A 17825-nucleotide genomic window follows, 5' to 3' on the forward strand; every position below is an offset into this window, starting at 1 on the left:
TTAGTTGTATAAATACAAGAAAGCCGCCCAAAGGCGGCTTTTTTTATGTTGTTTAGGCAATGTGCTATTTATTGCTTGACTACTCTTAATGTCTTAACCTGTTCACCTGTATATACTTTTATCAGATAGGTACCGCTAAGCAAGTCAGACATATCGATTTGGAATTTACAAAAGACGGAAAGTTTCTAAAAAGAGATTAATTGGCATCATAAATACAAAAAAGAAAAACGCAGGATATCCTGCGTTTTTTATTATAATTTGTCCCAGTCTTTCAAACCTTCGATCTTTTAACCTTCAACTTTTTAGTCATTTTATGGAAATCCGTAATGAAACTAAGATTGTTATTCGTAGGTTTGGATAAGTTTATAAGATGTTAGCTATAAATTTAAGATGGTTTTCGCTGGAGACTATTGAGAATATAAAATAAAAAATCAAGTCTTTACAAGACTCTAACCAACCAATCAACCAAAAAAAACGCAGGGCATTTGCCTTGCGTTTTTTATATATAATCAAACCCAAAAATTATTTTTCCAATTTTTTAGAAAGCGTGAAACCTGTAAATAGGCTGATTCCCGCCATGATAAAGACTATAGCCGTATTTGCAGCATCGCTGTCAAGCATAGTGTAAGCATTTAGAATAGAAATGATAAGAAGTCCGATTCCGATACCTATAAGCAATAAAGACAGATTCAGAAGTAGCAGCTTCCATACAGGAATATTTTGCGGACTGCTCTTAAACAGGCTGGCATCTGCACCTTTCTCTATCAATGCAAGACGTTCGCGGTTACGGGTACTCAAATAGATATAGAAAATTCCAAAAAGTGTAGCGAATAAGCTAACTGGTATAACAATTTTTTCCATGATTGATGATTTTTAAATGTTTATTAATTGTATCTGCATCTTATGACGACAGCTTTCAGATTTCGGTTACATCTTTTTTGAAAAAATAATTATATAGAAAGTTTATACCCAATAAAGAAAGCCAATTTTGATCGACTGCCTCCGGTGGTGAATATCTGTTTTAGCACGTATTAAAATAAAGTCTATGTGAAACAAAATTGCTTTGCGGCTCTGCGCCTTTGCGTGAAATAATTGCTCGCAAAGGCGCAGAGCCGCAATGTTCCTAATAATAGAAATAATAAACTTACCTGTCTGACATAAACTTCCGGATAGCCATTTAATTTTTCTCTCCACAAACTTTACACCTTAGCAACTCAGAAGCGGGCAACAAATATTTTTTTTACCTTAGCTGTAACCTATCTGCTTTTAGTATCGTCTTATTATCCATATGGCACTACCTAACGACCGATATTATATTGACCGGATTATGGAAGGCGATTCCCAGGCTTTTGCGCCATTGGTGGATCGTTACAAAAATCTTGTTTACACCTTAGCCCTACGGATGATTAAAAATACCGAAGAGGCTGAAGAAGCTGCACAAGATACTTTTGTAAAAGTATTCCGGTCGATAGAAAAGTTCAAGGGAGAGTCGAAATTTTCGACATGGATCTATAGGATAGCCTATAATACCTGTCTCGATAGGATAAAGAAACATAAATCAGTACCTTTAGCTGTAGCCATAGACGATTATGGTACACACCAGCTCAGGTCGGCCGAAAATGTGTTGGACACTTTAGATGAAGAAGAACGGCATCGTGCTATGCAGGAATGCCTGCAACAGTTGCCGGGCGAAGATGCTTTCTTACTGACTTTGTATTATTTTGAAGAACAATCACTTGAAGAAATAGCCAAGGTAATAGGCATCAAGGCCAATAACGTAAAAATAAAACTTTTCCGGAGCCGGAAAAAACTAGGTGAAATATTAAGAGCAAAGCTTGAACCTGAAATTATTAGCGAATATGAAAGAGAACGAAAATAAAGAACTGGAAAATTTGGTAGACAAGGCAATGAAAAACCTGCCGTTGGAAACACCTTCCTTTGATTTTACATCCCGTATAATGGCTCAGACTGCTATAGTTCCAAAAAAAGTCATTTCTGCCTATAAACCCATATTACCAAAAACTTTTTGGCTGGTACTGGCAATAATCCTAATCGGATTGCTCTGTTATACCTACTTCTCAGGAGCGCCACAAGAAGAATTATCCTATGGAGTGGATTCAAAACAGATTTACATCAGCAAATTTAGTAACATAACAAACGGGTTAAATTACTCTAAAACAACCATGTATGCAGCTGTAGCTTTATTCTTGGCAATGTTGGTACAAATACCTATTATTAGAAATCATTTTCAAGGGAAGTAAAGTTAAAGAGGTGCTAAGCTACTGAGGAAAAAAGGTACTAAGGCTCCAAGCAAGTCAAAACCTTAGAACCTTAGTGCCTATTAAAATAATTAAACAAAACAATTTATAATAAACAAAATTATTTATATTTACTAAATTATAGCCAAATCCTATAAGCCGGTAAAAATGAAATTATTATTATTTGTCTTGTTAAGCGCCTTACTGTATCAGGCAGAGCCTTCTAAAAAGAAGGAAGTATATATTTGCAACAGCCCTAACGGAAAAAGATTCCACTACAAAGAAAATTGTGAAGGGCTACAAAACTGTACACACAAGATAGAAAAAATAACCCTCAAAGAAGCCCGGAAAGCAGGGAAAACACGTTGCGGTTACGAATAATAATGCAGCAATTTATTCCAGAACTTTAATAAGCAACTTACCATTAGGATCCAATCGAACCTGCTTGGCACCGGCAAACTTAGCGCTGGAAAGCTTAAAACGGTGCTGCTTGTCTTTAATAGGAAAAGAAGCCAACGTTTTTGTACCGTCGCCTAGCGTAAACTCAACTTCCAGTAAAAAAGGCAAAACATCACCTTCCTGGGCAATCAACAAAGCATTATCCTTCAAAGTATAACGCACATGAGGAACCTGCTTGCTCTTTAGCCAAGGCTCCAAAAACGGCTGTACTTTTTTTCCGGTAGTCTTGGTGAGCTTATCCATAAAAAACTGAATAGTCATAGGCTCTCCAGATTGCATAAAGGCTTTCAGCCCTTTTTCAAAATCTTCTTTTCCTAATAACTGCTCAAGCATATAAAACACCCAAACACCCTTATAATAAGAAACACCATCATTAGAAACATCATTCCATAAAGAAACCTTGGTATCATAACCTTCCGAAAAATAAATATTCTTATAACTAGTCAGATAATCGTTGAAAATAGCTTCTCCGTACTGTTTTTCAAGAAAATAACGTTCCGCATAAGAAGCCCAACCTTCCGAAAGAAAATTAGTTGCCGGGCCAATAGGCGTTGTCCAGGCATGGGCCACTTCATGGGCAAACGGAGCACGAGGCGAAGGCTTATCTCTCAAAAAGTCGCTACCTTGTTTAGCGGCAACAATCATATCATTGCTTCGGTTAAGCCAACCGTTTGAGGCATTTGAGCGATCCTGTATGATTGAAAGATATTGACCTCTCGGACTTCCGAATTTTTCAGCCAGCAAATCATAAGCCTCAAGGAAATTCTTATGGACAATATCCGGATTCGGTTTGAAATCAGTATCGCAGAAAATTTCCAACTGATAATCGTTCTTCTTATAACGATACGTTTTCCATTTCTTATCGTAGTAAAGTCCCAGTGCAAATGTAGGTCCGGCTGATCTGGCTTTTATAATTCTCTGATTTTCTGAAACAGTTTCCTCCTGAGGTAGACTGGTGGCCAACTGGTAAGCCGAAGGTATTGCTATACGAACAGAAAAATTGGCGCGATCGTTCGGACTTGAAAAACTAAAAAACGGATGCCAGAAAAACTGATTTCTGACGTGTCCAAACGTATCATCAAAATAACCGGAATTTTTGTCCTTCTCTAACTTGTCAACAGTAAGCGTATAAGAAAGAGCCAACTGCTGTTCGGCATTGATTTTAGTGCGAACCCAAAGTATACCTCCGTTAAACAGATAATCGGCATCTTTGCCATCAACCTGTAGTGACGTTATCTTCGCTTTATGGTTTAGCATTACAGTAAATCCGTAAGACTCTTGGGTAAGGATTTTCATACTGTCGCTCACAGTCATATTACTGCTAGCAGGATCAATAGTAGCGTTTATAATATGCCCCATCAGAAGATTGGAACGATCTATTGGTAGTTTTTCAGTAATAACCCACTTGCCTCCGCTATATTTAAAACGGTAAATACCGGAGTATTTTCCGGAATAAAGGGTTTCATTTCCGGAATTGCCAAAAAACAATGTACCCGTTAGCAATACCAATGCACTCTTCTTGTCGCTTTCAAGTATTTTTGACGGCCCGGCTTTGCGGACAATCTTTGTTTTGCTTTTATCAAGACTAAGAAGCAATTCCTGCTGATCCGCTAATGGGAAATTGGTCTTGATATCGTCTTCTGTTCCAGACTCAAAAGCCTTCTCGCATCGGATTATGGCAAAATCAAGGTCGGTTACAGGAACTTGCGCAAACATAGAACTGCTGGAAATCAACAAAAATAAAAGGGCCAATCGGAATACTCTCATGGTTTGTAGGTATTATAATAATTGTATCAAAAGATATATTGTCATTTAATCAGTCGGGGGAAGTAGCATGATACGAACATGCATAAGGCAAAAATGCAAATTTTATCTTATATTTTTAAAAGAAAACAATTAAAAAATGACAGTTTTTTTCGATAGGCAGTTCTCATTAAGATAAAGAACTGTAATGGCTGTAATGGGACTTCTACAGAAAATTCTTAATAAGATACCACTGTTTTTAAAAATAAAATTGTAACTTTAGTTTGGTTCACAGTGATTTATAATAGTTTTTACTGTGATTTTTTCTTTGCCTTACACGTCATCAATCTTAAATCTATATCTATGAAACAGCCTTACTTTTATTCCCGATTGGTTTTCTGTTCCTGTCTGCTATTTGTTACTGTAAGCAAAGCCCAAGAAAAAACGGTTTATCCTTCTGCCGCAGAAAGCGATCCTGTAAAAATGGGATGGATGGTGGGTTCGCCGCCGCCAGCAAATCGTATACTCCGTTTTGAAGATGGCAGCTTTTTTGAATTTCCGGCCTTGCGATGGAGTGTAGCACACATGCGACAGTTTATGCCTACTGCCAATGTTTCACGAGGTCTGGCTCCTACTAATGCGTTGACAGAAGCGCTTCGAGGCGATATTGGAGATGTGACTTTTATACCGTTAGGAGAAAAAGAACCCATGACTTGGGAAGAAAGCCTTCAAAAAACTTATGCCGATGGAGTTGTCATATTGCATCATGGCAAAATTGTGTATGAAAAATATTTTGGGGCTCTTACGCCAGACGGACAGCATGCAGCCATGTCTGTAACAAAATCGTTTACCGGCACACTGGGCATAATGTTAGCCAAAGAAGGATTGATTAATGAAAAGAAAAAAGTAGCGGACTATATACCGGAGCTCAAAAAATCTGCCTTTGGTGATGCTACGGTAAGAGAGGTTATGGATATGACAACAGCTTTGCAGTTTAGCGAAGACTATGCCGATCCGAATGCTGAGATATGGCAGTTTTCTGCAGCCGGTAATCCGCTACCAAAACCAAAAGATTACAAAGGCCCGAAAAGTTATTACGAATACCTGCCGCTGGTTAAGAAAAACGGCACGCATGGCAAGGCTTTCGGATACAAGACGGTAAATTCTGATGTACTGGGTTGGATCATTGCCCGTGCTACAAAAAAAGATGTGGCAACGGTACTGTCTGAAAAAATATGGAAAAAACTGGGAACTGAGCAGGATGCTTATATATCTGTTGACGCTACAGGAACACCTTTTGCTGGCGGCGGTTATAATCTAGGTTTAAGAGACATGGCACGTTTTGGCCAGCTCATATTGGATAACGGTTTTGCAAACGGATATCAAATCATCCCGAAAGTTGCCATTGAGGATATCAAGAAAGGAGGTAACAAAAATGCTTTTGCAAAAGCAGGCTATCCACTGCTCAAAGGATGGAGTTACAGAAATATGTGGTGGATTACCCATAACGAACATGGTGCATTCTGCGCCCGTGGAGTTCATGGCCAGGTTATTTATATTGATCCCAAAGCCGATATGGTAATTGTGCGTTTTGCCTCTCATCCTGTTGCCTCAAATGCAGCCAATGACCCGTATTCAATTCCGGCTTATCATGCAGTTGCGAAGTTTTTAATAAAATTAAAATAGTTGATAGGGAATAGGGAATAGTGGATAGTGGAAAGTGGAAAGTGAAAAGAGTGGCTAAGATTCTAGGAGCTAAGTTTAGTTTGAAAACTTAAATCTGTGTAATCATACTAATCTGTGGCTAAAATCCCAAATCCAAAATCCCAAATCCAAAATCAAAAATCATAAATCCCAAATCCCAAATCAGAAATCCCAAATCAGAAATCTCAAATCAAAAATCCCAAATCATAAATCCCAAAAATCTCAAATAAAAAAGAGCAGCTGTAGGTAAGGCTGCTCTTTTCATAATGAAACTAAACAAAATAGTAATTTTACTTTTTCACAAGTCTTTCAATAGAAGTTTCATTATTTGCTGTTTGAATTTCTACAAAATATAATCCGGACTGTAACGAAGAAATATCAAGCATTTCTTTGCTATTCGAGAAACGGGCGGCTAATTTTCCAGTAGCGTCATAAATCACAACCGATTTGATATCTTCATCTGTCCTGATTGAAAACTGGCTGCTGGAAGGATTCGGATAAATGGCAAACTTTTTTGCTGCCTCTATATCGTCAACACCCAAAGCCGGAGCCAATGGAACATCAATCTGGTAACCTCTGTTGGCACCGTGATAGGCTAAAGCATAACTGGCCGAGCTCATTCTTGAAAAAGCAAAATCGATAGAAGTATTAGCATATACAAAGGTATAATCGCCTGAACTTGCCGTGTTAAAAGCTCTGGTAGCTACAATGGTCCTGGTTCCTGAAGCCACTGTGTTTGACGTAACTGTCCAGTTATTTGTATCTGGAGTTGGAGCAGAACCTATGCCATTATGTACGGCATCTATCAAAGTAGTTCCGTTGTAGTAAACCACATCCTGTCCGGCTTCCATTCCTTGTCCTTCACTAAATGATCCGAATTGTAAAGCAAACCAGCGGTCAGAAGGCCCGGTTAGCGTTAATGTAGCAGTAGAATTGGTACTGTTCAGATCGAGTTTGGCAGTCATTCCGGTAAGCAGATTAACTGTTCCGGTGGTTTTTGTCTGGGCGTGAGCAACAAGTGCTAAAAGTCCCAGAGACACTGTGAGTAGTGTTCTTTTCATAGTTTTTAGTTTTTAAAGAGGTTAATGATTTCTTGATTTCTGGTATCGATGGCATATTCAAAAGGAGCCTTGCCTTGTTTGTCTTTTTGCGTTTTGTCTGCCTTATAGCGCAGTAGCAATTCGATAAGTTCTTTATTCTTGAACTGTATGGCATAAAGCAGCGGAGTCATTCCGGCAGGATCGGCAATATTCGGATCGGCCTTTCTTTTCAGCAAGGCTTCCGCCAGCTTAATGTTTCCTTTAACAGCAACTGCAGCCAGCGCTGTGCCGCTTGAACTGCTATAATTGATGTTTTTTGCGTTTTCTGTAAGATATTCGGCAACAGGCAGATTGCCTCTGTAGCAAGCTAGAATCAAGGGCGTAAAACCCATTGCATTGGTTTTGTTGATAGTGTCCGGATTTTTGGCAATCAAAGCTTTTATTTCTTCAACAGTACCATATCGGGCGGTATCAAAAACGTCTTTAGGGCCTTTGTTTTGTGCAATGGCAGAAGCGCTAACCAGAAATAGGAGTGATAAAAGTTTTCTCATGTCTTATTGCTTATTGAGTAAGAAATTATAATCTACTGCGACCTTGTCGGCTACTTTTTTGCTGACAATTTTTGGAATTTCAATACCAAAATCTTCAGGTTTTACGCTAAAGCTGCCGGTAATCTTAAAAGTAGTGCCGGATTTTGAGATTTTGGCCGTGCTCGATACCCTTTTAGTTTTTCCATGCAGCGTAAGATCACCTGTAATGGTAACAGTCTTTTCTGCGGCAGTAATCTGTGAAGCATCAAAATCTTCTATCTTGCCTTTAAAACTCGCTTTTGGGTATTTATCAGATTCTACATAATTTTCATTAAAATGTTCCTCCATAAGGGCTACCTTAAAACGAAATCCTTTCATCAGCGTAAGCGCGGCAAAGTCACCTGTAGAAGTTTCAAAAACGGCAGAAGTGCTTTTGCTTTCTGCGGCAACTTCTTCAAATGAAGGAACAGAGGCTTCAAATTTTACGTTTCCGCTTTTGGTAATGTATTTTTGCGCATTGGAAGACACTGCAACCAACAGAAACAATGTTATTAACGATAATTTGTTTTTCATCATTTTTATATTCTTTAGTTTAGTTTTCTGGTAAGCCGTCAGTTCTCCATTGCAGGAGCAGGTTGATTTTGTCTTGCGGCATTCTTCCCGTTTGCGGCATCTGGCCTGTTTCTCCGTTTTGTCTTTGTATCCTGTCAAGCAGGTTGGTGTTCTGTACCGCATCTTTAACTTCAAGATAGGTAGTCAGCGGACGGAAAGCAGATACGCCTCCGGGCGAATGACATCGTACGCAGTTGGCATCAATAATAGCCTTTGCGGTGTTTTGATATGTGACCGGGCCATTAATGACGGTAGGCTCTTCTAAATCTTCATAAGTATTGGAATCGCAACCAAAAATTACACCCAGAGCCAATAATAATAGTATCTTTTTCATGTCAGCTAATTAAAAAACACGGTATAAATTAAATCCGAAGAAAAAATCGCCTTTGCCCCAATCTCCGGCAGCACTTGTCAGATAGCCGCTTTCTGTCATCGATTGTGAGTTGGTGAACAACAGTTGGAAGATATGACCTCCGGTTTCCACATCAAGCCCTACAGACAGCGGATTATTGTAAAAACCGGGCTTGTCGAAATTATAGGCATATTCCAGATTTACAGACAATCTTTTGGATATCTTCATCCTGCCGCCATAACCCAGAGCAAATTGATTATCATTTTCTATTTCAGGATTGTATAGGTTTTTATGGATGTAGGAAGGCACGAGTTCTAAAGAAAGCCTTTCCGATATTTTTCTGGAAACAATCAACTGCGTGATATAAGTCAGCCTGTCTGAGAATTCAATTTTTGGATAATCATCCTTTTTTAGCAGACTATTGATATCTAACGTATTGTAACCTACAATTTCAAACGGGAACATATCGCTCTGACGTGCCAGTCTGTATTTTACAGAAGCCTCATATACTTTAGAAAGCGTATGCCTTGAACCACTAACCGAAAGCCAGTCCGTAAGGCCATAAATACCACCAATTTTAGTAGTAGCATCATCAAACCCAAAAAACTCGGAAATACCGCCTTTTACGGTTCCAAACCGGTGGGATACGACAAAATAGAATTCTTTTTTGGCCGGCATTTTGGTTGACTGCATAGTAATGACCTGCAATCCTTTGAATGCGGCAGTAGCATAAGTATCTTGCACCTGGGTAGAATCCAGTTGCGACAGCAGGTCTTCCTGAGCCTGGGCAGAAATGGCAAGCAACAGGCAGGCCAACTGAAAAAGCATTTTTTTCATGGGTAGTATTAACGTATTAGCGTACATTGGTCTAGTTTTACTTCTTCCATCAGTTCATCAAAGCCGATGCATCTTCCTTTTAAGGTTATTTCCTTGCCTTGGATATCAGCGCCCATCTTTTTGCCAAAACTGCAGGATATGCCGGAATCAAGAGTCAGCAGTGAATCGGAAACCTGTGTGACTTTTCCCCGAACTTCTAGGGTTTTATTCAGGTAGTTTGAATCGGATGCAGGCAGGTTGGCCTTATATTCAGCAGCAAGTTGCAGGGAAGAGAGCCTGAATGCGGCTTTTTCTTCTGCAATATTGCGTGCTTCCTTATATAGCACGCCATTGTAGAGATAGGATCCGCAGATAATCAACAGGGCTATTGCAGCAATCCACGCGTATCTTTTTTTGTTCATGATCTTGGATAATTTGTTTTGTCTGTTTTAAGTCCCCGGAAGAAGATTTTTAGAAACTAGAAACCTATTCCCGGGAATTTCTTAAACAACCAAAAACTTTTATCAAAATTAATTGATACGCTCGTAAGCCCAGAAAAAATCAGGTAGACAAAAGGTAGACAAGCCGTGGTAATACAGTAGAAAGTAAGTAGACAAAGGTCTTTTTTAGACCGAAAGAATAAAATTGGTAAGGTTTTCGTCGGCCGCAAGCTGTAATTTTTTACGCAAGCGATAACGGGCAGTTTTCACACTATCCGGAGATATGTTTAATATGGAAGCCATTTCCTTGATGGAAAGGTTTAGCTTGATAAGCGCACATATTTTTAAATCGTTGGCACTGATTTCCGGATAAAGTTGTTTGAGACGCGTGTAGAAGTTTTTGTTAATACTCTCGAAATAAAGATTGAAATCGTCCCAATTGTTGTTTTGCTCAAAATGGCGGTTGACCATTTTGATAAGCTGCTGCTCAGATTGTGGCTGTTGTTGTTCAATAGCAGACTTGATGTCGGTTAACAGTTCGTTTTTTTGCAACATCTGCAAAGTAATGGCACTCAATTGGCTTTCCTTATGGTCAAGATCATTCTGGAAACGTATTTCCTCCAATTCGCGCTGTTTTTCCAATGCTTCAAGTAGTGCTTCTTTGGTTTTCAGCAGCTTTCTGTCGCGTTTGTTTCTGCTTTTAAGATAGAAATATCCGGTTACTAATGCTGTCAGAAGTACTATAATACAAATGGCCAAAAGATAGTTAGTAAGCCTTGCCACTTCTTTTTCTTTTGAAATCAGAGCCAGCTTTCTGTTTTTTTCTGCCACTTCAAACTGCATTTCAAGACTTTTGACAATCTTTTCTCTTTCTAAAGAGTGAAGTTGGTCTTTAAGGAAAATCAAACGTTTCTGAAGCTGTGATGTTTCAAAATAGTTTTTTTCTTTTTCATTTAATTCGATCAGCGCTTCAACCGTCATAATTTCAAACAGCTTGTCCGAAAGTGCTTCCGATATCAGATGCGCTTTTTGGAAATAATGAAGGGCTTCTGTTCTGTGGTTGTGATTCAGATGCCATCGGCCTATGGCAAGGAGAGCGGAGGCCTGTGCCTGTTTATTTTCGGTAGTATTGGCTATATCCAGTGCTTTCTGGAAGTATTCGAGTCCGTTTTGATCGTTATGCCGTCCGAGTTCGCTTTCGCCTATGTTGATATAAGCATTGGGTAAATAGGCCTGATTGCCTGATTTTTCGAAGTCTTTCAGTGCCAGTTTATAAAAATAATAAGCTGAATCCCGAAGCTGTTGATGCTCGTATATTGAACCCAAGCTGGAATAGGCGAGTCCTAAAGTACCGCTTTTGTCTTCGCGGCTTTCAAGAATACTGATTACTTCACGGCTGATGGGTTTGGCCTGGGCATATTTTTTCTGTCGGGAATAAATAGTGCTGATAAGCTGCAGGCATTTACTGCGGCCTACTTGCCCAACATCGTGATTGGTTTTTTCTAATCGGGTATAAATAGTAAGCGACTGGAAAGCATAATCCAGTCCTTTTTCATAACTGGAACCAAAAGAGCAGATTCCCAGATAAAGCAGAGATTCTGCCATATCCGTTTCATTCTTCTCTTTTTTTGCTTTTTCGTAAGACAAGAAAAAATGTCGGAAAGCCTCATCATCATGGTCTTTTACAAGAGCATCCCAGCCTTTTTGTATGAGTGCATTTTGTGAAGAAGGCTGCGCCATGCCGCTTAAGGATAGCAGCAACAAAAGCAAGAGTAGGAGCAGCCGGTTATAGCGCATGGCAATTTTTTGATAGTAAAAAGGATTTCAAAGATATAAATATTTAGTCACTGTCCGGAAGTTTGTACCAAATCACAAAAGACACAAATGGCTTTCACAGAAATTGATGTGCTTTGCGGCTTTGCAAGCAATTATTTCACGCAAAGGCGCAGAGGCGCAAAGTTACAGAGCCACTATCGGCTGCTGTTTTTCCTACGGTATTCTGTGGGTGACAATCCTATGTTCTTTTTAAAAGATTTTCCAAAAGATGACTGGTCGCTAAATTGGAGTTCGTCTGCTATCTGTGCAATCGTCAGCATAGGATCAGATAGCAATATACGTGCTTCCATCAGAATCGCTTCTTCAATTAGTTCTCCGGCTGTTTTTCCGGAAACTTCTTTTAGTATTTTGGTAAGATGGCCGCTGGTAACGCAGAGTGAATCAGCATAAAACTGCACACTGCGCTGCTGTTTGAAATTGGTGTCGAGCAATTTGAGAAATTTTAGGGTGAGTTCTTCTTGCCGCGACAGTTCCGACCTGAGTCCTGAATTTTCTTTTTTATAACGAGAAGCAACAATATACATCAGCAGGCTAAAAGCATGGTGAAGGACTTCTTCACTATAGGGATTATGGCTTTTTTCAATATTTTCCTGCATCAACATCCGGGCTAGAAAAATAAAATCCTCCCGTTCTTTCTCTGTAAACGTAAGTTTAGGAATGGCTTTAGAAGCAAAAAACTCAAAAGCATCAATTTCGTTTTTATTTCGGTTGGACTGCCGGGCAAAATCGGAAGTAAAGCTGACGGCAATCAGTTCAAGATTTCCCGTAATCTCAAGTATATGGTTTATGGTTCTTGGCGAAATGATAACCAAATCATCAGGATAGGCGGTATGCGAAATAAGATCCAGTTGAAGTTTCATAGTTCCGGAAAGAATGAGCAATACCGAAAAATTATCAGAACGATACGGATATGGAAATGGAATTGTTGTGAGTGCACCTTTCCCCATATACACATGCAATCCCTCAGATTGCGGTACATCGCCCAATATTTCCAGAATATCGCTGATTGACAGCTTTCGGATGCTTGTCTTTTCCAAATCAAACGTCTTTAGTGTCGTAAAGTTAGTCATTTTATGCAACAGTTCTTTTTTATGGCAGTAGAATGCTCGTCATTAAGCTGTTGTAATAAAAAAGGCGGGTTTCAGACCAATTTCGGATGGATTGGCACGAAGCCTTAGTAGTGATTTAACCGTAAATTTAAGACAACTATTAGTAGCTCATTAAAACTTAAATATTATGAAATATATCCCTTTGATTGGTAGGTTTCTTTTCAGCATCATCTTTATGTATTCTTCTGTTGCTAAATTTTCAGATACGTTTGTGTATGAAGCAGCAGCTAAAGGAATTCCATTATCATATATACTGATTCCGCTTGTTGGCGTATTAGAAATGGCGGCAGGACTTAGCATATTGTTTGGCTTTATGGCCAAATGGGGAGCCTGGCTTATTATTATTTTCCTGGTTCCGGTTACTTTTATCATGCACGATTTTTGGATGGTTGATGACCCAATGCTGCACCAACTGGTTCTGATGACATTTATGAAAAACATGTCAATTATAGGTGCTGCCCTGATGCTAGCTTATTTTGGCGCCGGACCTTATAGTATCGATGCATTGCGGGATGAGAAAAAAGAGGCTTAAAAATAGACTTTCACATAAATCTTAAATCATAATTCACAAATCCAAATCAATACAAGTAGTATGTATTAAGGACTTTCCTATATTAGCTTTCTAAAAATTTAGAAATGAAAAAGTATGTCCTTATTCTTTTCGTCTCATTTTCTTTGCAAATGAGCGGACAGACTATCCAGCAAATAGATTCTTTATCTTCCAAAATGTGCGAATCGTTTAAGGCATTAAAAGGTGTAAAAGATCAAACTCAAATCTTGATGGTTTTTCAAAAACACACGCCTAGATTTTATAAAATGGTAGGAGTGACTTCTAAGGAACAGGCCGATTCAGTAGCCGATAGGATTTATTTCAGGCTCCAAAAAAATTGCCAGGCTTTTTTAGATGTTTTGGGGCATCTTGAGGAAAATAAGAGTGACTGGCAAAAACTTTTGGAAAAGCCGAAAGCCAAAATTTCAAAAAAACAATGTGATGCCTTCTTTTCAGGCAAAAACTTTTACTATAAAGAATACGATGGAAATATTGTAAAAGTCACGCTTTCTTCCAGCCATTGGATAGAAACATTTCACGATAATACTACTTCGACTTTACTAATCCGAAGAAAAGACAATTGTGAATTCGATCTGGAATTTCTTGAGAGCAATAATAACATGCGAAAAAATCTCAGTGTTAAAGGCGATGTGTATCACTACGGAGTCTTTTCAGTAGAGGAAGGTGTTTATAATTTGTGGAATCTTACAAAAGACAATCAATATTATTCGGTTCGCCTTTATCCTCAAAAATAAGCTGATTTAGCTTTATAGTTGATAGTTTTTAGTTGATAGTGGAAAGTCGATAGTTGGGAGTTATATCAAAAATCAGAAATCCGCTTTTAAAAATTAGATTGCAGTTGGCAGAAATCAAAAATCCCAAATCAAAAATCCCAAATCATAAATCGGGCTGCAGAAATCCAAAATCTCAAATCATAAATCCCAAATCAATGCGCAGTCGTTTTCGAAAAAACATTAATCACAACCACGCCGGCTATAATTAACAACATCCCTATAATAGCAGGCAAGCCAGGAACCTGTTTAAATAAAAAGATACCTGCTAGCGAGATAAGAACAATGCCAATTCCCGACCAAATAGCATAAGCAATACCCACAGGAATCGTTTTCAGTGTCAGGCTAAGAAAATAAAATGCGGCAATATAACCAATAACTGTTATAAGGCTTGGAACAAGTTTCGTGAATTGTTCTGATGCTTTTAGGGACGAAGTCGCAATCGTTTCAAAAAGAATAGCGACCATTAAAAAAAGATAATTTTTCATAGGGCAAGTGTAATTAAGGTATTCTGCTAAAATACGATTTCAAAAGAAAATAGGAATCATCAGGCTATGGTAAATCCAAAAGAAATCTTCATTTTTTCTTCATTTTTAGATACTAAATTTGTTTAGGATTCTTACAATAAGAATATCTGAAATCGAATTAAAAATGGTAAATTCGTTATAGAATGAAGTCTCTTTTGTATAATTTTAAAACCTATGCATCATGAAAAATACTTTTTTAGCAGTCTTATTGCTTGTTACAGCCAGTTTTTACGGTCAAACAGATAAAAAACAACCTTACTCTCCGCCTGATGAGGCACGTTTAGCTTTTGAAAAAGACTTTCCTAAGATCAATGCCGTGTGGCGAAGTGAATTTGACGGTGATGATGGCGATGAAGAATTGTATGTAGCAGATTTTACCGTACAAGGAACTAAAGTTTCGGCTTACTATAATCTAAAAGGGGAAATGCAGGTGTTGGAACACGCTGTTAAACCCAACAAGCTTCCACAAAATATTCAATCCTATCTCAAAAAAAATTATCCAACCTATAAAATTGTTGAGGCAGCACGAGTGCGTCAAAATCCAAACTATTATACTTATGAAGTTGGACTTAGCAGCGACTCCAAATTTTATGATGCCGTTTTTAGCGACCAAGGCGACTTTTTGCAAATGCAGGAAAAAGACCGCTAGTAATTGCTTTGCCTAATTTTAGGAACGATTTGCAAACAATAAACAAGCTATGAACGTTCTGATTGTAGAAGACACCAGGGAATTAGCCGTAGAACTGATAGACTATCTTGCCAAGAGCAGTTACATCTGCAAATGGGTAGCCAGTTGCGAAGAGGCTTTAGAAGAAGTTTCCGTAAACCAATATGATGCGCTATTGCTTGATTTAGGCTTGCCGGATGGTAGCGGGTTTGACGTGCTAAAAAACATACGTCGAACCAAATCAAAAATGGCGGTTATAGTAATTACTGCCCGTGGTGAGCTCGATGACAAAATCAACGGACTGGATTTGGGAGCAGACGATTACCTGACCAAACCTTTTGCTTTGACAGAACTGGTTGCTCGTTTGTATGCCGTTATACGAAGAATTCACGGATTTACAGTCAACGAGCTGGATATTCACGGATTCAAGATTAGGTTGCAGGACTATAAAGTAAGCTATCAGGAAAATGCCGTAGCGCTAACCAAAAAAGAATTTGATATTTTTCAATACCTGGTATTGAATAAAAACCGTGTCATTACACGTCTGCAACTCACAGAACATGTATGGGGCGATGTATTGGAAATCAGTTCCGATTCCAATTTTATAGATGTACACGTGCGGAACCTGCGTAAAAAACTAGACAAACATGCTTCTATCGAGTGGTTTGAAACCGTACGGAATGTAGGCTATAGGATCACAAGTTAGCATGAAGCTCAAAAATAAAATCTCAATATTCAGTGCCGTAACCCGCCTGTTGTTACTAACAATCATATGGTTTACGCTGTCTTTTGTAATCGAAAAGGTAGCCTATAAAAACATTGAAACTTCAATGATTGAAAAACGGGATAAGTTTGTCAAGAATCTCAACACTTCCGAAATCAATGCTTTTATAGAACGAAATGACAAGACTGAATTGTATGTGAGCTTTTCCAATCTTCACAGCGAATTTCTTCAACTATATCGCTCCAATGATACAAAACATCCAAAAGATCATTTTGTTGACGAGACCAGGATTGTAGAGAACGAAACCAACGAATACCGCGTGTTCTACCATCATTTCAGCTATAAAAATACCAACTATGTCCTTGAAATAGGTGAGCGGCTCAGTGAAGTAAACGAATTGCTAGATAAATTTCATCTGGTTATCTTATTATTACTTACGGCAACGCTAATTGTGTCTCACTTTGCCCAATCGGTATTTATAGATTATTTGCTAAAACCTTTTCAGAAAATAATCGATACAAAAATCAATCTTATTAATGAACCGGAGCTGTTTGACCATTCCAAAGTACATACAACCACGTCAGATTTTGCCGTACTGGATGATGGTTTGAATCAGATGATGGATCGCATACAAGAACAATTCAAGAAAGAAAAGCAGTTTATCGCCAACGTTTCTCATGAATTGCTTACTCCGATTTCTATTCTTCAAAACAGACTGGAAAACCTACTTAATAATGAATCCATCAACGATGAAGGCGTCGATAAGATTGTCGTTTCGCTCCGAAATCTGGACACGCTAAAACGCATCATCAATAATCTATTGCTGATTTCGAGAATAGAAAATCACCAATATTCCAATTTTGAACCGATTGATTTTCGCAGTCTGGTTTCCGAACTGCTGGATGATCTTGACGATCGTATCGAAATGAAACAGCTTCAAGTTTTGAATACGGTAGAAAACGATTTTGTTTTTGAAGGCAATAAAACGCTGATACATATATTAATTTATAATATTGTTTTCAATGCCATCAAGTTTACGCCCAACGGTGGCAGCCTGACTATTTCTGATTCTTTTGAAAAAGGACAGTATTGTATTGCTATTTCAGATACGGGCAAAGGAATGTCAGAACAGCAATTGTCGCAGATTTTTAACCGGTTTATGAAAATAAATCTTGAAGAAGATGGACAGGGCTTAGGGCTGGCTATTGTGTCTAGTATTGCTAATCTGCATAAAATAGAAATAAAGGTAAGTTCAGAACTGAATGTAGGCACTACTTTCCGGCTTGTTTTTCCGGAAGTGAAAAAATAAAATGTTAAATTATTTCCTGACGGCAAAATCTTCATTTTATCTTCATTTAAGGAATCTAACTTTGACGTATAATTAAGAAACAAATAATATTCTTGTTTAATTCAAAAAAATAGAAATCATGAAAAAATTAATGATGTTAGCAGCTTTAGTTCTAGGAACAAGCGCAATGGTAAATGCTCAACAAAAAGCACCTGCAAAAGCAGAAACAAAAATGGAAGCTAAAGCTGATGCAAAAGAAAAAAAGGCTGAAAACAAAGAAATGAAGAAAGCAGATAAGGCTAAAAAATCTGAAGTAAAAAAAGTTAAAGAAGAAGCGAAGGCAAAAGCCTAAGGTTCTTTGCCTAATCTGCAATAAACT

22 protein-coding genes are annotated in these 17825 nt (G+C 38.3%); 10 read left to right on the forward strand and 12 right to left on the reverse strand.

Annotation, left to right across the window (positions count from 1 at the left end; translation table 11 throughout):
- Positions 1 to 68: 68 nt before the first annotated feature.
- A complete protein-coding gene (locus tag ABH942_RS10040) occupies positions 69 to 152 on the reverse strand; it encodes a T9SS type A sorting domain-containing protein (RefSeq protein ID WP_370031922.1) in 84 nt (27 codons plus the stop codon).
- Positions 153 to 522: 370 nt separating this feature from the next.
- Positions 523 to 861 carry a DUF6249 domain-containing protein gene (locus ABH942_RS10045; protein ID WP_370031585.1) on the reverse strand — a complete coding sequence of 113 codons (339 nt, stop codon included), beginning with the start codon at positions 859 to 861 and terminating at the stop codon, positions 523 to 525.
- A gap of 427 nt (positions 862 to 1288) precedes the next feature.
- Between ABH942_RS10045 and ABH942_RS10050 the strand changes: the two genes are divergently transcribed.
- The 3 genes from ABH942_RS10050 (at position 1289) to ABH942_RS10060 (ending at position 2639) form a co-directional block, all read left to right on the forward strand.
- Positions 1289 to 1879 carry an RNA polymerase sigma factor gene (locus tag ABH942_RS10050; RefSeq protein WP_370031586.1) on the forward strand — a complete coding sequence of 197 codons (591 nt, stop codon included), beginning with the start codon at positions 1289 to 1291 and terminating at the stop codon, positions 1877 to 1879.
- Positions 1860 to 2261: a hypothetical protein gene (locus ABH942_RS10055; RefSeq protein ID WP_370031587.1), complete on the forward strand. Its 402-nt coding sequence runs from the start codon at positions 1860 to 1862 to the stop codon at positions 2259 to 2261. Before ABH942_RS10050 ends, ABH942_RS10055 begins: the two co-directional genes overlap by 20 nt.
- Positions 2262 to 2426: 165 nt before the next feature.
- Positions 2427 to 2639, forward strand: coding sequence for a hypothetical protein (locus ABH942_RS10060; RefSeq protein ID WP_370031588.1), 213 nt, complete (start codon positions 2427 to 2429; stop codon positions 2637 to 2639).
- A gap of 12 nt (positions 2640 to 2651) precedes the next feature.
- Here the strand turns inward: ABH942_RS10060 and ABH942_RS10065 are convergent, their stop codons facing one another.
- The gene (locus ABH942_RS10065; RefSeq protein WP_370031591.1) at positions 2652 to 4484 is read right to left on the reverse strand and encodes a M1 family aminopeptidase; all 1833 of its coding nucleotides are present in this window, start codon (positions 4482 to 4484) and stop codon (positions 2652 to 2654) included.
- Between the two features lie 339 nt (positions 4485 to 4823).
- Between ABH942_RS10065 and ABH942_RS10070 the strand changes: the two genes are divergently transcribed.
- A complete protein-coding gene (locus tag ABH942_RS10070; protein WP_370031593.1) occupies positions 4824 to 6146 on the forward strand; it encodes a serine hydrolase domain-containing protein in 1323 nt (440 codons plus the stop codon).
- A 308-nt stretch (positions 6147 to 6454) separates the two neighbouring features.
- On the opposite strand, the gene ABH942_RS10075 is transcribed toward ABH942_RS10070, so the two are convergent.
- The 8 genes from ABH942_RS10075 to ABH942_RS10110 all read right to left on the reverse strand — a co-directional run bounded on the left by ABH942_RS10075 (position 6455) and on the right by ABH942_RS10110 (position 12860).
- Positions 6455 to 7225 carry a T9SS type A sorting domain-containing protein gene (locus ABH942_RS10075; RefSeq protein ID WP_370031595.1) on the reverse strand — a complete coding sequence of 257 codons (771 nt, stop codon included), beginning with the start codon at positions 7223 to 7225 and terminating at the stop codon, positions 6455 to 6457.
- A 5-nt stretch (positions 7226 to 7230) separates the two neighbouring features.
- Positions 7231 to 7755 carry an ankyrin repeat domain-containing protein gene (locus ABH942_RS10080; RefSeq protein WP_370031597.1) on the reverse strand — a complete coding sequence of 175 codons (525 nt, stop codon included), beginning with the start codon at positions 7753 to 7755 and terminating at the stop codon, positions 7231 to 7233.
- Between the two features lie 3 nt (positions 7756 to 7758).
- Positions 7759 to 8310: a YceI family protein gene (locus tag ABH942_RS10085; protein WP_370031599.1), complete on the reverse strand. Its 552-nt coding sequence runs from the start codon at positions 8308 to 8310 to the stop codon at positions 7759 to 7761.
- A gap of 16 nt (positions 8311 to 8326) precedes the next feature.
- A complete protein-coding gene (locus ABH942_RS10090; protein WP_370031601.1) occupies positions 8327 to 8680 on the reverse strand; it encodes a cytochrome c in 354 nt (117 codons plus the stop codon).
- Between the two features lie 9 nt (positions 8681 to 8689).
- Positions 8690 to 9535 (reverse strand): DUF5777 family beta-barrel protein, encoded by an 846-nt coding sequence (locus ABH942_RS10095; protein WP_370031603.1) that lies wholly within the window; start codon positions 9533 to 9535, stop codon positions 8690 to 8692.
- Between the two features lie 8 nt (positions 9536 to 9543).
- Positions 9544 to 9936: a hypothetical protein gene (locus ABH942_RS10100; protein ID WP_370031604.1), complete on the reverse strand. Its 393-nt coding sequence runs from the start codon at positions 9934 to 9936 to the stop codon at positions 9544 to 9546.
- Positions 9937 to 10140: 204 nt separating this feature from the next.
- On the reverse strand, positions 10141 to 11751 hold the full coding sequence (locus tag ABH942_RS10105) for a tetratricopeptide repeat protein (protein ID WP_370031605.1): 1611 nt from the start codon (positions 11749 to 11751) through the stop codon (positions 10141 to 10143).
- 173 nt (positions 11752 to 11924) lie between these two features.
- Positions 11925 to 12860, reverse strand: coding sequence for a helix-turn-helix domain-containing protein (locus ABH942_RS10110; protein WP_370031924.1), 936 nt, complete (start codon positions 12858 to 12860; stop codon positions 11925 to 11927).
- Positions 12861 to 13026: 166 nt separating this feature from the next.
- On the opposite strand from ABH942_RS10110, the gene ABH942_RS10115 reads away from it, so the two are divergent.
- A complete protein-coding gene (locus tag ABH942_RS10115) occupies positions 13027 to 13431 on the forward strand; it encodes a DoxX family protein (RefSeq protein WP_370031606.1) in 405 nt (134 codons plus the stop codon).
- A gap of 104 nt (positions 13432 to 13535) precedes the next feature.
- Positions 13536 to 14204 carry a hypothetical protein gene (locus ABH942_RS10120; RefSeq protein ID WP_370031607.1) on the forward strand — a complete coding sequence of 223 codons (669 nt, stop codon included), beginning with the start codon at positions 13536 to 13538 and terminating at the stop codon, positions 14202 to 14204.
- Between the two features lie 191 nt (positions 14205 to 14395).
- Here ABH942_RS10120 and ABH942_RS10125 read toward each other — a convergent pair whose 3' ends face one another.
- Entirely contained in the window at positions 14396 to 14728 is a 333-nt protein-coding gene (locus tag ABH942_RS10125; protein ID WP_370031608.1) for a multidrug efflux SMR transporter, read from the reverse strand.
- 220 nt (positions 14729 to 14948) lie between these two features.
- On the opposite strand from ABH942_RS10125, the gene ABH942_RS10130 reads away from it, so the two are divergent.
- The 4 genes from ABH942_RS10130 (at position 14949) to ABH942_RS10145 (ending at position 17798) form a co-directional block, all read left to right on the forward strand.
- On the forward strand, positions 14949 to 15416 hold the full coding sequence (locus ABH942_RS10130; protein WP_370031609.1) for a PepSY-like domain-containing protein: 468 nt from the start codon (positions 14949 to 14951) through the stop codon (positions 15414 to 15416).
- A 49-nt stretch (positions 15417 to 15465) separates the two neighbouring features.
- The gene (locus ABH942_RS10135; protein WP_370031611.1) at positions 15466 to 16140 is read left to right on the forward strand and encodes a response regulator transcription factor; all 675 of its coding nucleotides are present in this window, start codon (positions 15466 to 15468) and stop codon (positions 16138 to 16140) included.
- 1 nt (position 16141) lies between these two features.
- Positions 16142 to 17467: a sensor histidine kinase gene (locus ABH942_RS10140; protein ID WP_370031614.1), complete on the forward strand. Its 1326-nt coding sequence runs from the start codon at positions 16142 to 16144 to the stop codon at positions 17465 to 17467.
- 118 nt (positions 17468 to 17585) lie between these two features.
- Positions 17586 to 17798, forward strand: coding sequence for a hypothetical protein (locus tag ABH942_RS10145; RefSeq protein ID WP_370031616.1), 213 nt, complete (start codon positions 17586 to 17588; stop codon positions 17796 to 17798).
- Positions 17799 to 17825 lie beyond the last annotated feature (27 nt).

Origin of the sequence: Flavobacterium sp. 28YEA47A, assembly GCF_041262125.1 — a bacterium.
Lineage (GTDB): Bacteria > Bacteroidota > Bacteroidia > Flavobacteriales > Flavobacteriaceae > Flavobacterium.